Origin of the sequence: Rudaea cellulosilytica DSM 22992 (genome assembly GCF_000378125.1) — a bacterium.
Taxonomy (GTDB): Bacteria; Pseudomonadota; Gammaproteobacteria; order Xanthomonadales; family Rhodanobacteraceae; genus Rudaea; species Rudaea cellulosilytica.
The window spans coordinates 756,856-770,384 of the sequence record NZ_KB899241.1 but is presented as its reverse complement, the minus strand read 5'-3'; the positions used below and the strand labels follow the sequence as shown (position 1 = coordinate 770,384).

Sequence of the window (13,529 nt, the reverse complement as noted above, 5' to 3'; positions counted from 1 at the left end):
ATCGTCCGTGTTCGCGAGCATGGTGCTCTCCGCTTCCAATACGAAGCCCCCCGCCTCTACCCCCTCGCGAACGGACCAGGCTCAATCCGATGCAGCGACTGGGCGTCGCTCGCGCCCCCGGCCTGGATCAGCGCGTTGTGGAAATCGTGGTAGAACGGTTGCAACCACAGGACATCCGCTGGTTGGGTGGCGACTTCGGCCGGCACGAAGCTGCAGACCAGAGAAGAGTCTGGTCCAAAGCCGTCGCCTGGGTAGACGTCGATGATGGCGGAGCACGCATCGACTCGTGCGAACTGGATCAATCCGGATGGCTTGGATTGGTCGTACATCGGGATCTTCTTTACCATTGGGCATTGCCGAGGGATACCTCCGCAGCGAGGAAACCGCCGCGCAATCAGGCCCGTGCCGATCGATTTCCCGGCAAACCCCAGACGGTCACCCAACATACTCCACCCATGGCCACCTCAAAATACTGCACGTCTGCTTTCGACCGAGGCTGTGTGAAAACTAGAGAGGCAGTTTCTTTGTGATAAATATTGGCCAATTGTGGACCCCCAGTGCGCCGTCTGCGTATACCGGACATTTTGGCTGAATGGTCCGGCGTCGTGACCACCTGGTCCGGCCACCCGAGCACATTCAACCTGGAATACTTCAATCAGGGCAACCTTTCCTCAGTTCTTCAAAGATATAGAGGCAGCTCAGCATTGGCGAGGCAATCGACAGGTCGGTGTTGTCGAGGATTGCAGCGTAGAACACGTATTCGGCGAACGATCGACCGCTCCCTGCTTAAGAGTCGCATGGGTGCTTAAGTCAGCGGGAGTCGCCCAGGATCATCTTGCGGGCTATCAGCATCGGATCCCAAGAACGCGCGCGATAGCTTTCGTCAGCGCGAGTGGCCACATGTACAACGCGAGAACGCGAGCTGGCCGCGGTCCCGAGGATCATCCGTTGGACTACGACCATAGGATCCGGTGAACTCGCAGAGGAGTCACGAACCTTCGAGAGATCGCCGCTGATGGCCCCCGACGCTGTGGACGAACACTTGGCGCTGCTGCAGAGCATGCACCGAGCGGTCTCGGTCGAATCAGTATCCTCGGCGAGGACTGGCGCGGAGAAAAATACGCCGGCTAGCAATATGCCGGTCAACTTTGCAATTCCGAATGAGACTTTTGTTTGGGTGAGCATAGTGTTGCCTCCTTGAGGCTAAGTAGATTTCGGCACGGAGTGCCACGGGAGTACATCCGATGATGTCTTCATCCGAGAATTCGATGGCTACCGCAGCATGGTTTTTAAAATCAGATTAGCCATCCAGCCGAACGGTGGCTGCAGCAGGTTGCCGAGATTGCGCCGACTTTGGATGAGCACGCCCTTGGCGTGGCTGAGCGCACGGAAGCCTTCGACGCCATGGTAGGCACCCATGCCACTCGGCCCCACACCGCCAAAAGGTAGATCATCTTGAGCGTAGTGCATTATCGTGTTGTTGATAGTGACGTTACCGGAGGTCGTCTGGGTCAAGACCTTGTCGCGGCTGCGCCCAGTGGGACCGAAGTAGTAGAGCGCGAGCGGACGTGGATGGGCATTGATGTAGCCGATGGCCTGATCGATATTGGCGTACGTTCGCACGGGCAATAGCGGGCCGAAGATTTCCTCCTGCATGATTCGCATGTCGTCAGTGACGCCGAGGACGACCGTGGGCGCGAGGGTGTGAGGACGCGTGCCTGCGTCCTGCGGACGGTGGCCCATTTCAATGATCCGCGCGCCATTGACACGGGCATCATCGAGCAGCGCCACGAGTCGCTGGTAGTGACGCTGGTTGACGATAGACGTGTAGTCGTCACTGAGCGGGCCGTTGGGATAGAGCCGCTTAGCTGCGACATCGAACGCGGCGAGGAACGGCTCGGCATCGCTCTCATGTAGCAACACGTAATCCGGTGCGACGCAGGTCTGTCCGGCGTTCGCCAATTTTCCGTAGGCAATGCTTGCGGCGGACGCAGCGCCATGGCCCCGTTCGATGACGACCGGCGATTTACCGCCCAACTCCAGCGTCACCGGCACGAGGTTCTCGGCCGCTGCTTTCATCACCGCGCGGCCGATGGGTGTGCTGCCGGTGAATACAAGATGGTCGAACGGCAAGGCCGCAAACTCTGCGCCGACGGCCGCTTCGCCCTGAATCACGGCCACCTGCTCGGGGGCGAACAGCTCAGCCAGGATGATTTGCAGCAACGCACTGGTCGCTGGCGTGAACTCGGACGGCTTGATCATCGCGCGGTTGCCGGCCGCCAGCGCGGTCGCCAGAGGCATCAATGCCAGCGCCAACGGATAGTTCCACGGTGCCATGATGCCGATCACGCCCAGGGGCTGGTAGACGATGTAGCTGCGAGCCGGCTGAAAATGCATGGCGACATGCCGCCGAGTCGGACGCATCCAACGGCGCAGGTTATGGTTGAGATAATTGATGCCTTGCACGACCGTCATCATTTCCATGATGGCGGTCTCGTGGGTTGAGCGATGACCGAAGTCAGCCTTCAGGGCGGCCTCGATCTCGGCCTTGCGAGCGACGATTGAGCGCTTGAGTTTGGACAGATTTGCGCGTCGCTGCTGAAGCGAGGGCGCGCCTTCGGTGAGAAACGCCTGCCGCTGGCGCGTCAGGCGATCGGTCAGTGGGGACACCACAAAGGAGGTGAGTGCGTTCATGGTTCGGTCCTTATAAAGTAGACAGCAGAAACATCGAAGGGGAATTTACACCCCAATGTTTCTTGTGTCAACATCCACTCAAAATCTCCCCAAGGGCTTCGTTCATCTATGCAAGAAAAGAGCGTTCAGGGCCGAGCGGCCTACCATCACGGTGATCTTCGACGAGTCATTCTCGAAACCGCCCAGGCGATGTTGGCGGAGGATCAGGGCTGGCAATTCACCTTACGGGAAGTTGCGCGCCGTGCGGGCGTAAGCCACGCCGCGCCCTACAAGCACTTCCCGGATCGAGCGAGTCTGCTGGCCGAACTGGCGATGCGCGGCTTCGATCAATTACGTGAGGTGCTGGGCGCGGCCGTCGCCGCCCATCCGCGCTCGGTACGCAAGGCGTTGCTGAGCGCGGCCGTCGCCTACATTCAGTTCGGCGCCGATCATCCGGCGCTGTACAGATTGATGTTCAGTGCCGAAACGAGTCGGATCGTGGGAGTGCATGCAGGCGACCGAGCTTTGAATGCGATGGGCGTGCTGTTGGAGGTACTCCAGCGTGGGCAGCGAGAAGGTGTATTTCGGCGAAAGCCCGCGCCAGGGCTGGCAGCGGCGTGCTGGTCACTAGTACATGGCCTGACGTTTTTGACAATCGATGGCCTGCTATTGCCTGAGAAAGTCGGCAATGCACCTGTCGAAGCGGCACTGGCGACGCTGCTCGAAGGCGTAGAGGTGCCCTAATTATTCCAAGCTGCCTACCTCCAGTTCACGCAATTCGATGGCAATAGCACGTGTTGGTCTGGACCCTGGGACTCTTCGCCGATGGGAGTAGTCAACAAAGGCCAAATAGAATCTTCGCAACAGACGATTGCGGGATAAGGGTGCTGCTCGCAGCGAAAGCGTCGCGAGCGCCGGCGAGCACGCGTTTGACTGCAGTGCGGCTGCAGTACCAGAGGCCGTTTCAATCGCTGATTCGAAGCGGCTTCAATCTTGCCTCCAATGGCCTCGATTGGTCCGCAATACAGGCGCCACCGGACTTAACTCGGTCCGCGAACGGCTCTTATCTACTGTGCTGACTGACGGCGCAAGCTCGCCACATCCCGTTCGGTGAGCGACGATCCCTGGGTGCCAAAGCGCGCCGTAACGTAATTCGCAACCTCGGCGATTTCCTCGTTCGAATACGTCTGGCCAAACGCGGGCATGTTCAGCGAACCGTTCTCGCTCCATGACGCCGATCCGGTGATCACGATTTGCGCCACGTTGATGCCGCTCGGGTCGTTGACCGCGCGCGAGCCCGTGAGCGTTGCATAGGGCGAGATATCAGCCACGCCATCCCAGTTGTGGCAGCTCATGCAGGCACCTTCGAACACCTGCTTGCCGCGTGCGTTCGCCGCGAAACCCTCCCTGTGCGAACGCGGGGCGGGTGGTGCAAGCTGCGCAGGCAGGTCGGAACTCGTGGCCGGTACGCTGCGCACGTAGGCAACAATCGCCCTGAGGTCCTCGGGCTCTAGGCGACTCAAACTCTCCGACACCGCCTCGCCCATCGGGCCCGACGCACTGCCGTGATTGTTTGCGTGACCATGACCGATATAGGCGGCGACGTCGTCGTCGCTCCAATTGCCGATGCCGCTGCCTTTGTCGGCGCTGATGTTGTAGGCAAGCCAGCCGCCGGCATTCCCGCCACCGAACTTCTTTCGATTGTTTAGTGCGAATCCGATGTTCCGCGGCGTGTGGCATTCACCACAGTGCGCAAGCGCTTCGGATAGATATGCGCCGCGATTCCACTCCGCCGATTTCGAACTATCCGGCTGAAAGCGCTTGTTCGGGTTGAAAACCGCCGACCACAGGCCGATCGCCCAGCGCTGGTTGAATGGGAACGTGAGTGTGTTCGCGCGTGCCGGCGCACGCACGGGCGTGAGACTGAAGAGGTAGGCCTTGATCGCGAGCGCGTCTTCGTCGGTCATATACGTGTACGACGTAAACGGCATCGCCGGATACATCCATGCACCATCCTTGCGCACGCCGCGATGCACGGCGGCGAGGAAATCCTGATCGGTGTAGTTGCCAATGCCGGTTTCCTTGTCGGGTGTGATGTTGGTCGAGTAGATCGTTCCAAACGGCAGCGTGAACGCAAAGCCGCCCGCGTATTGCTGACCGTCGGGTGTGGTGTGGCAGACCAGGCAGTCGGCTGCTTCCGCTAGGTACTTGCCACGCTGAATCGGATCGGCGCTTTTCTTCGATGCCGGAATCGATGTCGGATTTGTATCCTTATACTCGGCCAGTGCGACCTTCTGACCACCTGCAAAATCGGTCGGACCCGGCCCGCGTAAATAGATCGCAAAGGCTGTACCGGCCACCAACAGCACTGCGACGACGATGAGGAGAACGCGCAAAACGCGGCCACGCTGCGTCATACCCATGGTTGCTTCCTCCCGGCGAGCACGTCGAGGTCGATCGGCAATCGTCGCAAGGGAATACCGGTGGCCGCGAAAATCGCATTGCGCAGCGCCGGCGGCCCAGCCGTCGCACCCGTCTCACCGATGCCACCGGGTGCCTCGCCGCTATGTACGATATGCACGTCGATCGATGGAATCTGATCGATGCGCAGCATTCGATAATTGTGAAAATTGGATTGCTGCACGCGGCCGCCGTCGATGGTGACTTCGCCGTACAGCGCCGCTGTCAATCCGAAAATGATGCCCCCCTGCAACTGCGCGACGACGGTATCTGGATTGACGACGATCCCCGCGTCCACAGCGCAGTTGACCTTGCGCAACAACACCTCGCCCTGCTCATCGACTTCTGCTTCGATCACCGTGGCGATGAAGCTGCCGAAAGCCGGCTGCAGGCATACGCCGCGTCCGACGCGTTTGCCGAGTGGCTGGCCCCAGGCGGATTTCTGCGCGACCAGATCGAGCACGGCTTTGAAACGCGGGCCTTTGTCGAGCATGCTCTTGCGGAACGCGATCGGATCCTTGTTGAGTTTCTTCGCCACCTCGTCGATAAAGCATTCGATAGCGAACACATTGTTGTTCGGACCGACGCCGCGCCAGAAACCGGTCGGCACCGCCGGCGGCTCGACACGCATGTATTGCACTTCCAAATTCGGAAAATCGTAGGGCTGATCGACCGCGCAATCTATGGAGTCGATGTCGATGCCCTTCTGAAACGCCGGTGGAAGCCAGCGCGCGATGACCGATGAGCCGGAAATCTTGTATCTCCAGCCGGCGATCTTGCCGTCGCTCACTGTCGCGGAAATCTCGTCGCGATAGACGGGACGATAGACATCCTGCCGCATGTCCTCCTCGCGCGACCAGACCACCTTTACCGGTTCGCCGTTCAGACGCTGCGCCACGCGCACGGCCTTGAGCGCCATATCTGGTTCGAGGCGACGGCCGAAGCCGCCGCCGATTAAATGATTGTGCACGATGACCTTGTCGTCGGACACGCCGAGCAGCTTTGCGACAGTCTGCTGCACTCGCGATATCACCTGCGTGCCTAACCAGATCTCACAACCGCCGTCCGGCTTGAGCTGCACGGTGCAGTTCATCGGCTCCATCGTCGCGTGCGCGAGGAACGGCAGTTCGTAAACGGCGTGAAATTTCTCGCCCGACTCGAACGCTTTCTTCACGTCACCTACTGACTTGGCGATGACGCCATCTTTCGCACTCTCATCGCGCAGGTGCTTCCAGATCGCGTCATTGCTCACGGTAGCATTCGGGCCGTGATCCCATGTGATCTTGAGCGCATCGAGCCCGGACTTCGCAGCCCAGAAATGATCGCCGATCACCGCTACCATGTCGTCGAGCGCGATCACCAGTTGCATGCCCGGAATCTGCTTCGCTGCGGTGTCGTCAACCTTGCTCACTTTGCCGCCGAACACCGGCGAAGCCATGATTGTCGCGAACTTCATTCCGGGTAACATCGCGTCGATACCGTACACCGCCGAACCGTCCACCTTGCTCGGCGTGTCGAACCGCTTCTGCGGCTTGCCGATCAACTTGAACTGCTTCGGGTCCTTGAGCGGCGGGTCTTTCGGCGGTGTCTCTTTCGATGCGGCATCCGCCAGCGCGGCGTACGAGAGCGTGCGATTGCTCGCGCCGTGCGTAACCTTGCCGTCACTCGCGGCGCAGCCCGAGGGATCTACCTTCCACTGTTTCGCTGCCGCCTGGATCAGCATCGCGCGGGCGCTGGCGCCGGCGGTGCGTAGCGGCTTCCAGAACGCGCGAATCGAATTCGAGTTGCCCGTCACCTGGATGCCGAATGTCGGGTTGCCGTATGCCTTGTCATTCGGCGGCGCATGCTCGAGCGTGACTTGCGAATAGTCGGCGTCGAGTTCCTCGGCGAGAATCATCGCGACCGATGTGTAGACGCCTTGCCCCATTTCGACCTGCGGCATGACCAGAGTGGTCTTGCCGGCTTTGTCGATGCGGATGAAAGCATTCGGTGCGAACTTGCCGTTCGTATCGTCGGCTGGCTGATTCGGCTCGTTGATACCGCCGAACACGGGCACGTGGAAGGCGAGCAGAAATCCGCCCGCCACTCCGCCTTTAATGAAAGCGCGCCGCGAAGGTTCGGCGATTGAGTCCTTGAACGTCGCGTTCATGTCGGCTGCTCCCCTTCGGCCGCGCGTTTGATCGCGGCGCGGATACGCACATAGGTCCCGCAACGGCAGATGTTGCCAGCCATCGCAGCATTGATGTCGGCGTCATCGGGCTTTGGCGTTGTGGCGAGCAGTGCGCTCGCCGACATGATCTGCCCACTCTGGCAATAACCGCACTGCACGACTTCCTCGTCGAGCCATGCCTTCTGAATCCTTGCACCGGTCGGAGTTTTGCCAATGCCTTCGATCGTCGTGATCGCGCGGCTCCCAACGGCGCTAACTGGCATCTGACAGGAGCGGATGGCGCGTCCGTCGAGATGTACGGTGCAAGCACCGCATTGAGCGATGCCGCAGCCGTATTTGGTGCCGGTCATGCCGAGCACATCGCGCAACACCCATAAGAGGGGCATGTTGTCCGGAACGTCGACTGTCTTGTCTTCGCCGTTGATCTTCAACTGTCGTTGCGACATTTGAAACTCCTTTGCCGACTCGTTGTGTTGTTACTTTACTTATCTCGCGTCGCGGTCACATCGATGTGGTCGCTCGAATAGTCAGCTTGGGCGGAACTTAGAAGGTGACGACTCGCTCCGCCGTGGTTCAAAGATCATACGCCGCAATGTCCCCCCATTCCATGGCGCGGGTGGTGGTCGGATGACGCGTCCCGGGCGCCGAGCTGAATGTCACGAACCTGATTGACTAATCATCAGGCCATGGCACAAATCTGGATCCATGGAACGAGGCCGCGCTACTACCACGGCTGCGGCGAATAATGCCCCATTTGCCTCGTGCCGTGACGAACGACCGCATTTCGACACTGAACTTGAGTGGCCAACTGACCGGCTCTGGCCGAGAGCGGACGTTCATGCTTGCGCTTTGCGCGCCCCAAAAAGGAAGTTGCCGCGTCCAAGATAGAGAGTGACGTCCCTACAGCCGTAGCTAGTTTGCCGATCGCGGCTCGATCAGTCGGTGATGCCAAGGCGCTTGCGCTCGAGCCGGCGCAGGAATTCTTCCATGATGCGGCGATAGAGGTCCTCGCCGAGATAGTCGTCTTCGACGCCGGCATCGATCGAAGGGTTGTCGTTGACTTCGATGACGACGATGCGCTCGCCGTTCTGCTTGAGGTCGACGCCGTAGAGGCCGTCTCCGATCGACGACGTGGCCTTGAGTGCGAGCTTGACCACTTCGCTCGGCGCGTCGCGCACGGGCAGGGTCTTGAAGCCCCCCGACTTTTGCGTCGCATTGGCGCCGTGGTTGTAGATCTGCCAATGCCCGCGCGACATGAAGTACTGGCAGGCGTACAGCGCCTGGCCATCGAGCACGCCGATGCGCCAGTCATATTCGGTGAACATGAATTCCTGGGCGAGCACGAGCGCGGTGTGCTGGAACAGGTCGTCGGCGGCCTTCTTCAGTTGCTCGACCGTCTCCACCTTGACGATGCCGCGCGAAAAAGACCCGTCGGGAATCTTCAACACGATCGGAAATCCGAGCAGGTCGGGCAGTTCGGCGAGCTTTTTCGCGTCGTCGCGATAGAGGATTTCGGTCTTCGGCGTGGCCAGCTTGCGCGACTTGAGCAGGTCGTGCAGGTAAATCTTGTTCGTGCACTTGAGGATCGAGCCGGGATCATCGATCACGACCATACCTTCCTTCTCCGCCTTGTTGGCGAAGCGGTAGGTGTGGTTGTCGATCGCGGTGGTCTCGCGGATGAACAAGCCGTCGTACTCGGCCAGGCGCGAGTAGTCGTTCTTGCCGATGATCTCGACCTCGATGCCGATTTCCTTGCCGGCCTCGATGAACGACTTCAGCGCGCGCTTGTTCGACGGCGGCATCGCCTCGTTCGGATCGGCGAGCATCGCGATGTCGTAGCGATAGGCCTTGCGCGCGCGCGGCTTGCGCCAGAGCTTCTTGGAGAACTTGTCGAGCGCGGCGGCGAACGAGTCTTCCTGCTGGTCGGTCAGCGTATGCAGACCGGCCGGCTTGATCGCGGCGATCTGCCAGACCTTCTCGCGCTCGAACTCGAGGCGCAGGATCGGGCACGGGAACGTGTCGAACACCTGGCGCGCGAGATCGGATAGCGCCGCGTAGCTGGTCTCGCCGAAATAGACGAGCACGCCGAAGTCGGTCGCGTCGCGTCCGCCCTCGGGCAGGAATTTGATCAGCTTCTGGTTCAGATCCTCGATGTCGAGGCCATACAGCGCGCGCTTGCGCAGATCGTTGATCGTGCGCACCGACGGAATCACCTTGTGCCCGCGCGCCTCGGCGAGCAGCGAGACGTAATAGCCGATGCCCAGATATTTGTAGCTGCGGCAGAGGTTGATCACCTGCACGCGCTCGTCGTCGGCTGCGATCGGTTCCTTGAGATAGTCCTGCGCTGCGACGACGTTGTCGGAAGGATAGTACGAGCCCCAGTCCGAGGCCTTTTCCACGACGATGACGAGGCGGCTCATGCGTGGTTAGCAAGTAAAATTGGAAAGTGTGCCCCGACGGCCGCTCTACAGCAGGCAAGGAAGCCCGCTGAGAATATCGAAAAGCGCGGCCTAGGCTGCCGTTTGAGAGCGGGCAGGAAGTCCGCTGGAAATGCACTCGGAGGTTCGGACATGGCGGGGCGCGCCGTGGTGGGAAGGCGCGCAGTTTGACACAAGTGCGACGCCCTTCCATCCGACCAAGATTTGGAATTGCGGATCGTTTACGCCGAATTCATCGCTGTACGCCGTTGCCGGGTCCGGCATCGGTAGCTTAGGCTGGCGGCATGCTCCCCGCGCCCCCCGATTTTTCGATTCGTAGTGCCATGGTCGACGATCTCGATGCGCTGATCGCACTCGAGCGCGCCGCATTCACGACCGATCACCTGTCGCCGCGACAATACCGCCAGCACCTGCACAGCACCAGTGCGACCGTGCTCGCCGCCGTCGATGCCGGCGGGCTGCTCGGCAAGGCCGTCGTGTTCTATCGTGCCGGCAGCGATATTGCACGGCTTTACTCGATCGCGGTTGCGGAGCGCGCACGCGGCCGCGGTGTGGCCAAGTCATTGCTGGCCGCAGTCGAGGCGACGGCGCGGGATCGCGCTTGCGCGCGCCTGCGCTTGGAGGTGCGCAAGGACAACGCGGCCGCGATCGCGCTGTACGAACGCCTCGGCTTCCAGCGCTTCGGCGAGAAGCCCGGTTTCTACGAGGATGGCGCGGACGCGTGGCGCTACGAGAAGCGGCTCACGGACAAAGCATGAGCGACAGGCGTTGCTTGCCGCTCCGCATTTGCTTCAGAACGCCGCGGACGTGCGCCGGCGCGGCGCGGTTTCCGCTCAGTGCGCTTCCGCCGTCTTGCGCGCGGCCAAGCCGTTCATGATCTTGTCGGTGTAGGCGATGCCGATCGCGGAGAGGATGAAGACGCAGTGGATGATCGTCTGCCACATCACGCCGGTCGGGGTGAGCGTGGTGCAGCGGGGTGCGGCGACCGCGGTGTCCTTGATCAGCATGAATTCCTCGGGCGTACAGAACGGCAGGCCGCCCGCACCGATCGCGCCGGCGGCGATGAAGGTCTTGAGCAGGTGGATCGAGGAGATGCCGATGATCGCCATCGCCAGCTTGACCTTGAGCACCGAGGCGTTGACGTGGCTGAGCCACTCGGGTTGGTCCGGATGGTCTTCCAGGCGCAAGCGCGAAACGAAGGTTTCATAGCCACCGACGATGACCATGATCAGCAGGTTGGAGATCATAACCACGTCGATCAGGCCGAGCACGATCAGCATGATTTCCTGCTCGCCAAAATTCACCGCGCCGACGATCAGGTGCCAGAGCTCCTTGACGAAGAGCACGACATAGACGCCCTGCGCCACGATCAGGCCGAGGTACAGCGGCAGCTGCAACCAACGCGAGGAGAAGATCAGCAGTGGCAGCGGCGGCATGCCGCGCTGGGTGGGATTCGACGACATGGGTTACCCCGTAACGATCAAAGGCCGCCGATTCTAGCGAGCGAATGTTTGGTTTGCGTTAGCGCGGCGCCGGCCGGATTGTTTCGCGGCGCCGGCCTGTCTACCATCGCCGCTTCGCCGTGAATTCGATGGGCCGTCCATGTCAGCGATCACCTCCCGCAAGATTCGCATTTCGATCGTGCCCGTGCTGGCCGGCCTCGTCCTCGTCGGCTGCGCGATGCAGTCGCGCGAGCCGGCCGCGCCGGCGCCGCAGCCACCGGTCGCCGCGGTGCATGCGTATCCCGTGTCCGCGCCGGGCGGCACGCGCATCGACAACTACTACTGGCTGCGCGACGACACGCGCACCCGGCCCGAGGTGCTCAACTACCTCAAGGCGGAGAATGCCTACTACGCGCAAATGACCGCGCACACGCAGGCACAGCAGGAAGCGCTGTACAAGGAGATCACCGCGCGCCTTGCCCCGGACGATGCGAGTGCGCCGGCGAAATACCGCCACTGCTGGTATCAGACGCGCTATGCGCAAGCCGCGGAATACGCGGTCTATGCGCGCCGCTGCGGCAATCCCGATGCGCGCGAGGAAGTGTTGCTCGATGGCCCTGCGCTGGCGAAGGGGCATGATTTCTTCCAGATCGGCCAATACGAGATCAGCCCGAACGAAAAGCTGATCGCCTATGCCGAAGACACGGCTGGCCGTCAGCAGTTCACGATCCGCATCAAGGATCTCGCCAGCGGCAAGCTGCTGCCCGACGCGCTGGCGAACACGCCGGGCGCCGTGGCCTGGGCCGACGACAACCACACCTTGTTCTACGTCGAGAACGATCCGGTCACGCTGCTCACCGTGCGTGTGAAGAAGCATGTGCTCGGCACCGATCCGAAACGCGATCCGGTCGTCTACGAGGAGCGCGATCACAGCTACTACCTCGACGTGGCGCGCACGGGTGACGACAAATTCATCGCGATCGCCTCGCAGTCGACGCTGTCGAGCGAGGTTCGTTTCATCCCGGCGAGCCAACCGAAGGCGCGCTTCAAGGTGCTCGCGCCGCGCGAGCACGATTTCAAGTACGACGCCGAGCATATCGACCGGCGCTGGGTGGTGCGCACCAACTGGCAGGTGAAGAACTATCGCGTGATGCAGGTCGACGATGCCCAGGTCGGCGACAAGAAACGCTGGCGCGAGATCGTGGCGGCGCGCAACGATGCGACGGTCGATCGCATTGCGCTGTTTCGCAACTATCTCGTTGTCGGCGAGCACAGCGAGGGCCTCGCGCGCGTACGCATCAAACCCTGGCGCGACGGTGCGACGCGGCTGGTCGAGACCGACGAGGCCGACTACGCCATGGTGATCGGCGACAATCGCGAGGTCGACACCGATGTTTTGCGCTACGAGGTCGCCTCGCTGGTCACGCCGAAGACGGTCTACGATCTCGACATGCGCACCGGTAAGCGCGAGGAGCGCAAGCGCGAGGCGGTGATCGGCTACGAGCGCGCGAACTACACGACCGAGCGCGTCTGGGCCGTCGCCCGCGACGGCACGAAGGTTCCGGTCTCGCTCGCCTATCGCAAGGACACCAAGCGTGACGGCAGCGCGCCGATGCTGCAGATCGGCTACGGCGCCTACGGCGCACAGTACGATCCGCACTTCAGTCCAGCCTATGTCTCGCTGCTCGACCGCGGTTTCGTCGTCGCGCTCGCGCACATCCGCGGCGGCGGCGAACTCGGTCGCGGCTGGTACGAGGACGGCAAGTTGTTGAAGAAGATGAACACCTTCACTGACTTCATCGACAGCACCGAATACCTCGTTGCGCAGAAGATCGCGGCGAAGGACAAGGTGTTCGCCTTCGGCCGCAGCGCCGGCGGCCTGCTCATGGGCGCGGTCGCGAACATGGCGCCGCAGGACTACCGCGGCATCTTCACCCAGGTGCCGTTCGTCGACGCGGTCACCACGATGCTCGACGAATCGATCCCGCTGACCACGAATGAGTTCGACGAGTGGGGCAATCCGCAGGACACGAAGTTCTACGAGACCATGCTCGCCTACTCGCCGTACGACAACGTCAAGGCGCAGGCTTACCCAGCGATGTTCGTCAGCACCGGCCTCAACGATTCGCAGGTGCAGTACTACGAGCCGGCGAAATGGGTGGCCAAGCTGCGCGCGATGAAGACCGACCAGAACCCGCTGCTGTTCAAGGTCAACATGGAAGCCGGCCACGGCGGCCAGAGCGGGCGCTACACGCACTGGCGCGAAACGGCCGAGGCCTACGCATTCATGCTCGACCAGTTGCCGCGCGCGGCGGCCAGCGCAAAAAAGAAATAGCCGCGCGGTCT

General features: G+C 61.4%; 10 protein-coding genes. 3 read left to right on the top strand and 7 right to left on the bottom strand.

Going from position 1 to position 13,529, the window contains the following annotated elements:
• Positions 1-56: 56 nt before the first annotated feature.
• Together F455_RS21570 and F455_RS0103455 are read right to left on the bottom strand one after the other, a co-directional pair.
• On the bottom strand, positions 57-329 hold the full coding sequence (locus F455_RS21570; RefSeq protein WP_157578396.1) for a hypothetical protein: 273 nt from the start codon (positions 327-329) through the stop codon (positions 57-59).
• 943 nt (positions 330-1,272) lie between these two features.
• The gene (locus F455_RS0103455) at positions 1,273-2,694 is read right to left on the bottom strand and encodes a coniferyl aldehyde dehydrogenase (RefSeq protein WP_018971871.1); all 1,422 of its coding nucleotides are present in this window, start codon (positions 2,692-2,694) and stop codon (positions 1,273-1,275) included.
• 108 nt (positions 2,695-2,802) lie between these two features.
• Here F455_RS0103455 and F455_RS0103450 point away from each other — a divergent pair, with 108 nt between their 5' ends.
• Positions 2,803-3,417 carry a TetR/AcrR family transcriptional regulator gene (locus F455_RS0103450; RefSeq protein ID WP_020684043.1) on the top strand — a complete coding sequence of 205 codons (615 nt, stop codon included), beginning with the start codon at positions 2,803-2,805 and terminating at the stop codon, positions 3,415-3,417.
• 323 nt (positions 3,418-3,740) lie between these two features.
• On the opposite strand, the gene F455_RS0103445 is transcribed toward F455_RS0103450, so the two are convergent.
• The 4 genes from F455_RS0103445 to F455_RS0103430 all read right to left on the bottom strand — a co-directional run bounded on the left by F455_RS0103445 (position 3,741) and on the right by F455_RS0103430 (position 9,723).
• Positions 3,741-5,096, bottom strand: a complete 1,356-nt coding sequence (locus F455_RS0103445) for a c-type cytochrome (protein ID WP_245539933.1) — start codon at positions 5,094-5,096, stop codon at positions 3,741-3,743.
• The gene (locus F455_RS0103440; protein WP_018971868.1) at positions 5,087-7,282 is read right to left on the bottom strand and encodes a xanthine dehydrogenase family protein molybdopterin-binding subunit; all 2,196 of its coding nucleotides are present in this window, start codon (positions 7,280-7,282) and stop codon (positions 5,087-5,089) included. The genes F455_RS0103445 and F455_RS0103440 overlap by 10 nt, the downstream gene beginning before the upstream one ends.
• Complete coding sequence (locus tag F455_RS0103435; RefSeq protein ID WP_281167372.1) at positions 7,279-7,734, bottom strand: (2Fe-2S)-binding protein; 456 nt, start codon at positions 7,732-7,734, stop codon at positions 7,279-7,281. Before F455_RS0103435 ends, F455_RS0103440 begins: the two co-directional genes overlap by 4 nt.
• Positions 7,735-8,238: 504 nt before the next feature.
• Entirely contained in the window at positions 8,239-9,723 is a 1,485-nt protein-coding gene (locus F455_RS0103430; protein ID WP_018971866.1) for a RimK family alpha-L-glutamate ligase, read from the bottom strand.
• A gap of 341 nt (positions 9,724-10,064) precedes the next feature.
• Here F455_RS0103430 and F455_RS0103425 point away from each other — a divergent pair, with 341 nt between their 5' ends.
• Complete coding sequence (locus F455_RS0103425) at positions 10,065-10,499, top strand: GNAT family N-acetyltransferase (protein ID WP_018971865.1); 435 nt, start codon at positions 10,065-10,067, stop codon at positions 10,497-10,499.
• A 75-nt stretch (positions 10,500-10,574) separates the two neighbouring features.
• Here F455_RS0103425 and F455_RS0103420 read toward each other — a convergent pair whose 3' ends face one another.
• On the bottom strand, positions 10,575-11,204 hold the full coding sequence (locus F455_RS0103420) for a TIGR00645 family protein (RefSeq protein ID WP_018971864.1): 630 nt from the start codon (positions 11,202-11,204) through the stop codon (positions 10,575-10,577).
• Positions 11,205-11,343: 139 nt separating this feature from the next.
• Here F455_RS0103420 and F455_RS0103415 point away from each other — a divergent pair, with 139 nt between their 5' ends.
• Positions 11,344-13,518, top strand: a complete 2,175-nt coding sequence (locus F455_RS0103415) for a S9 family peptidase (protein WP_018971863.1) — start codon at positions 11,344-11,346, stop codon at positions 13,516-13,518.
• Positions 13,519-13,529: the final 11 nt, after the last annotated feature.

Bases quoted from the DNA above. Each gene is read 5' to 3' on its own strand.
- F455_RS21570 (WP_157578396.1), bottom strand. From the start codon at position 329: ATGTACGACCAATCCAAGCCATCCGGATTGATCCAGTTCGCACGAGTC.
- F455_RS0103455 (WP_018971871.1), bottom strand. From the start codon at position 2,694: ATGAACGCACTCACCTCCTTTGTGGTGTCCCCACTGACCGATCGCCTG.
- F455_RS0103450 (WP_020684043.1), top strand. From the start codon at position 2,803: ATGCAAGAAAAGAGCGTTCAGGGCCGAGCGGCCTACCATCACGGTGAT.
- F455_RS0103445 (WP_245539933.1), bottom strand. From the start codon at position 5,096: ATGGGTATGACGCAGCGTGGCCGCGTTTTGCGCGTTCTCCTCATCGTC.
- F455_RS0103440 (WP_018971868.1), bottom strand. From the start codon at position 7,282: ATGAACGCGACGTTCAAGGACTCAATCGCCGAACCTTCGCGGCGCGCT.
- F455_RS0103430 (WP_018971866.1), bottom strand. From the start codon at position 9,723: ATGAGCCGCCTCGTCATCGTCGTGGAAAAGGCCTCGGACTGGGGCTCG.
- F455_RS0103425 (WP_018971865.1), top strand. From the start codon at position 10,065: ATGGTCGACGATCTCGATGCGCTGATCGCACTCGAGCGCGCCGCATTC.
- F455_RS0103420 (WP_018971864.1), bottom strand. From the start codon at position 11,204: ATGTCGTCGAATCCCACCCAGCGCGGCATGCCGCCGCTGCCACTGCTG.
- F455_RS0103415 (WP_018971863.1), top strand. From the start codon at position 11,344: ATGTCAGCGATCACCTCCCGCAAGATTCGCATTTCGATCGTGCCCGTG.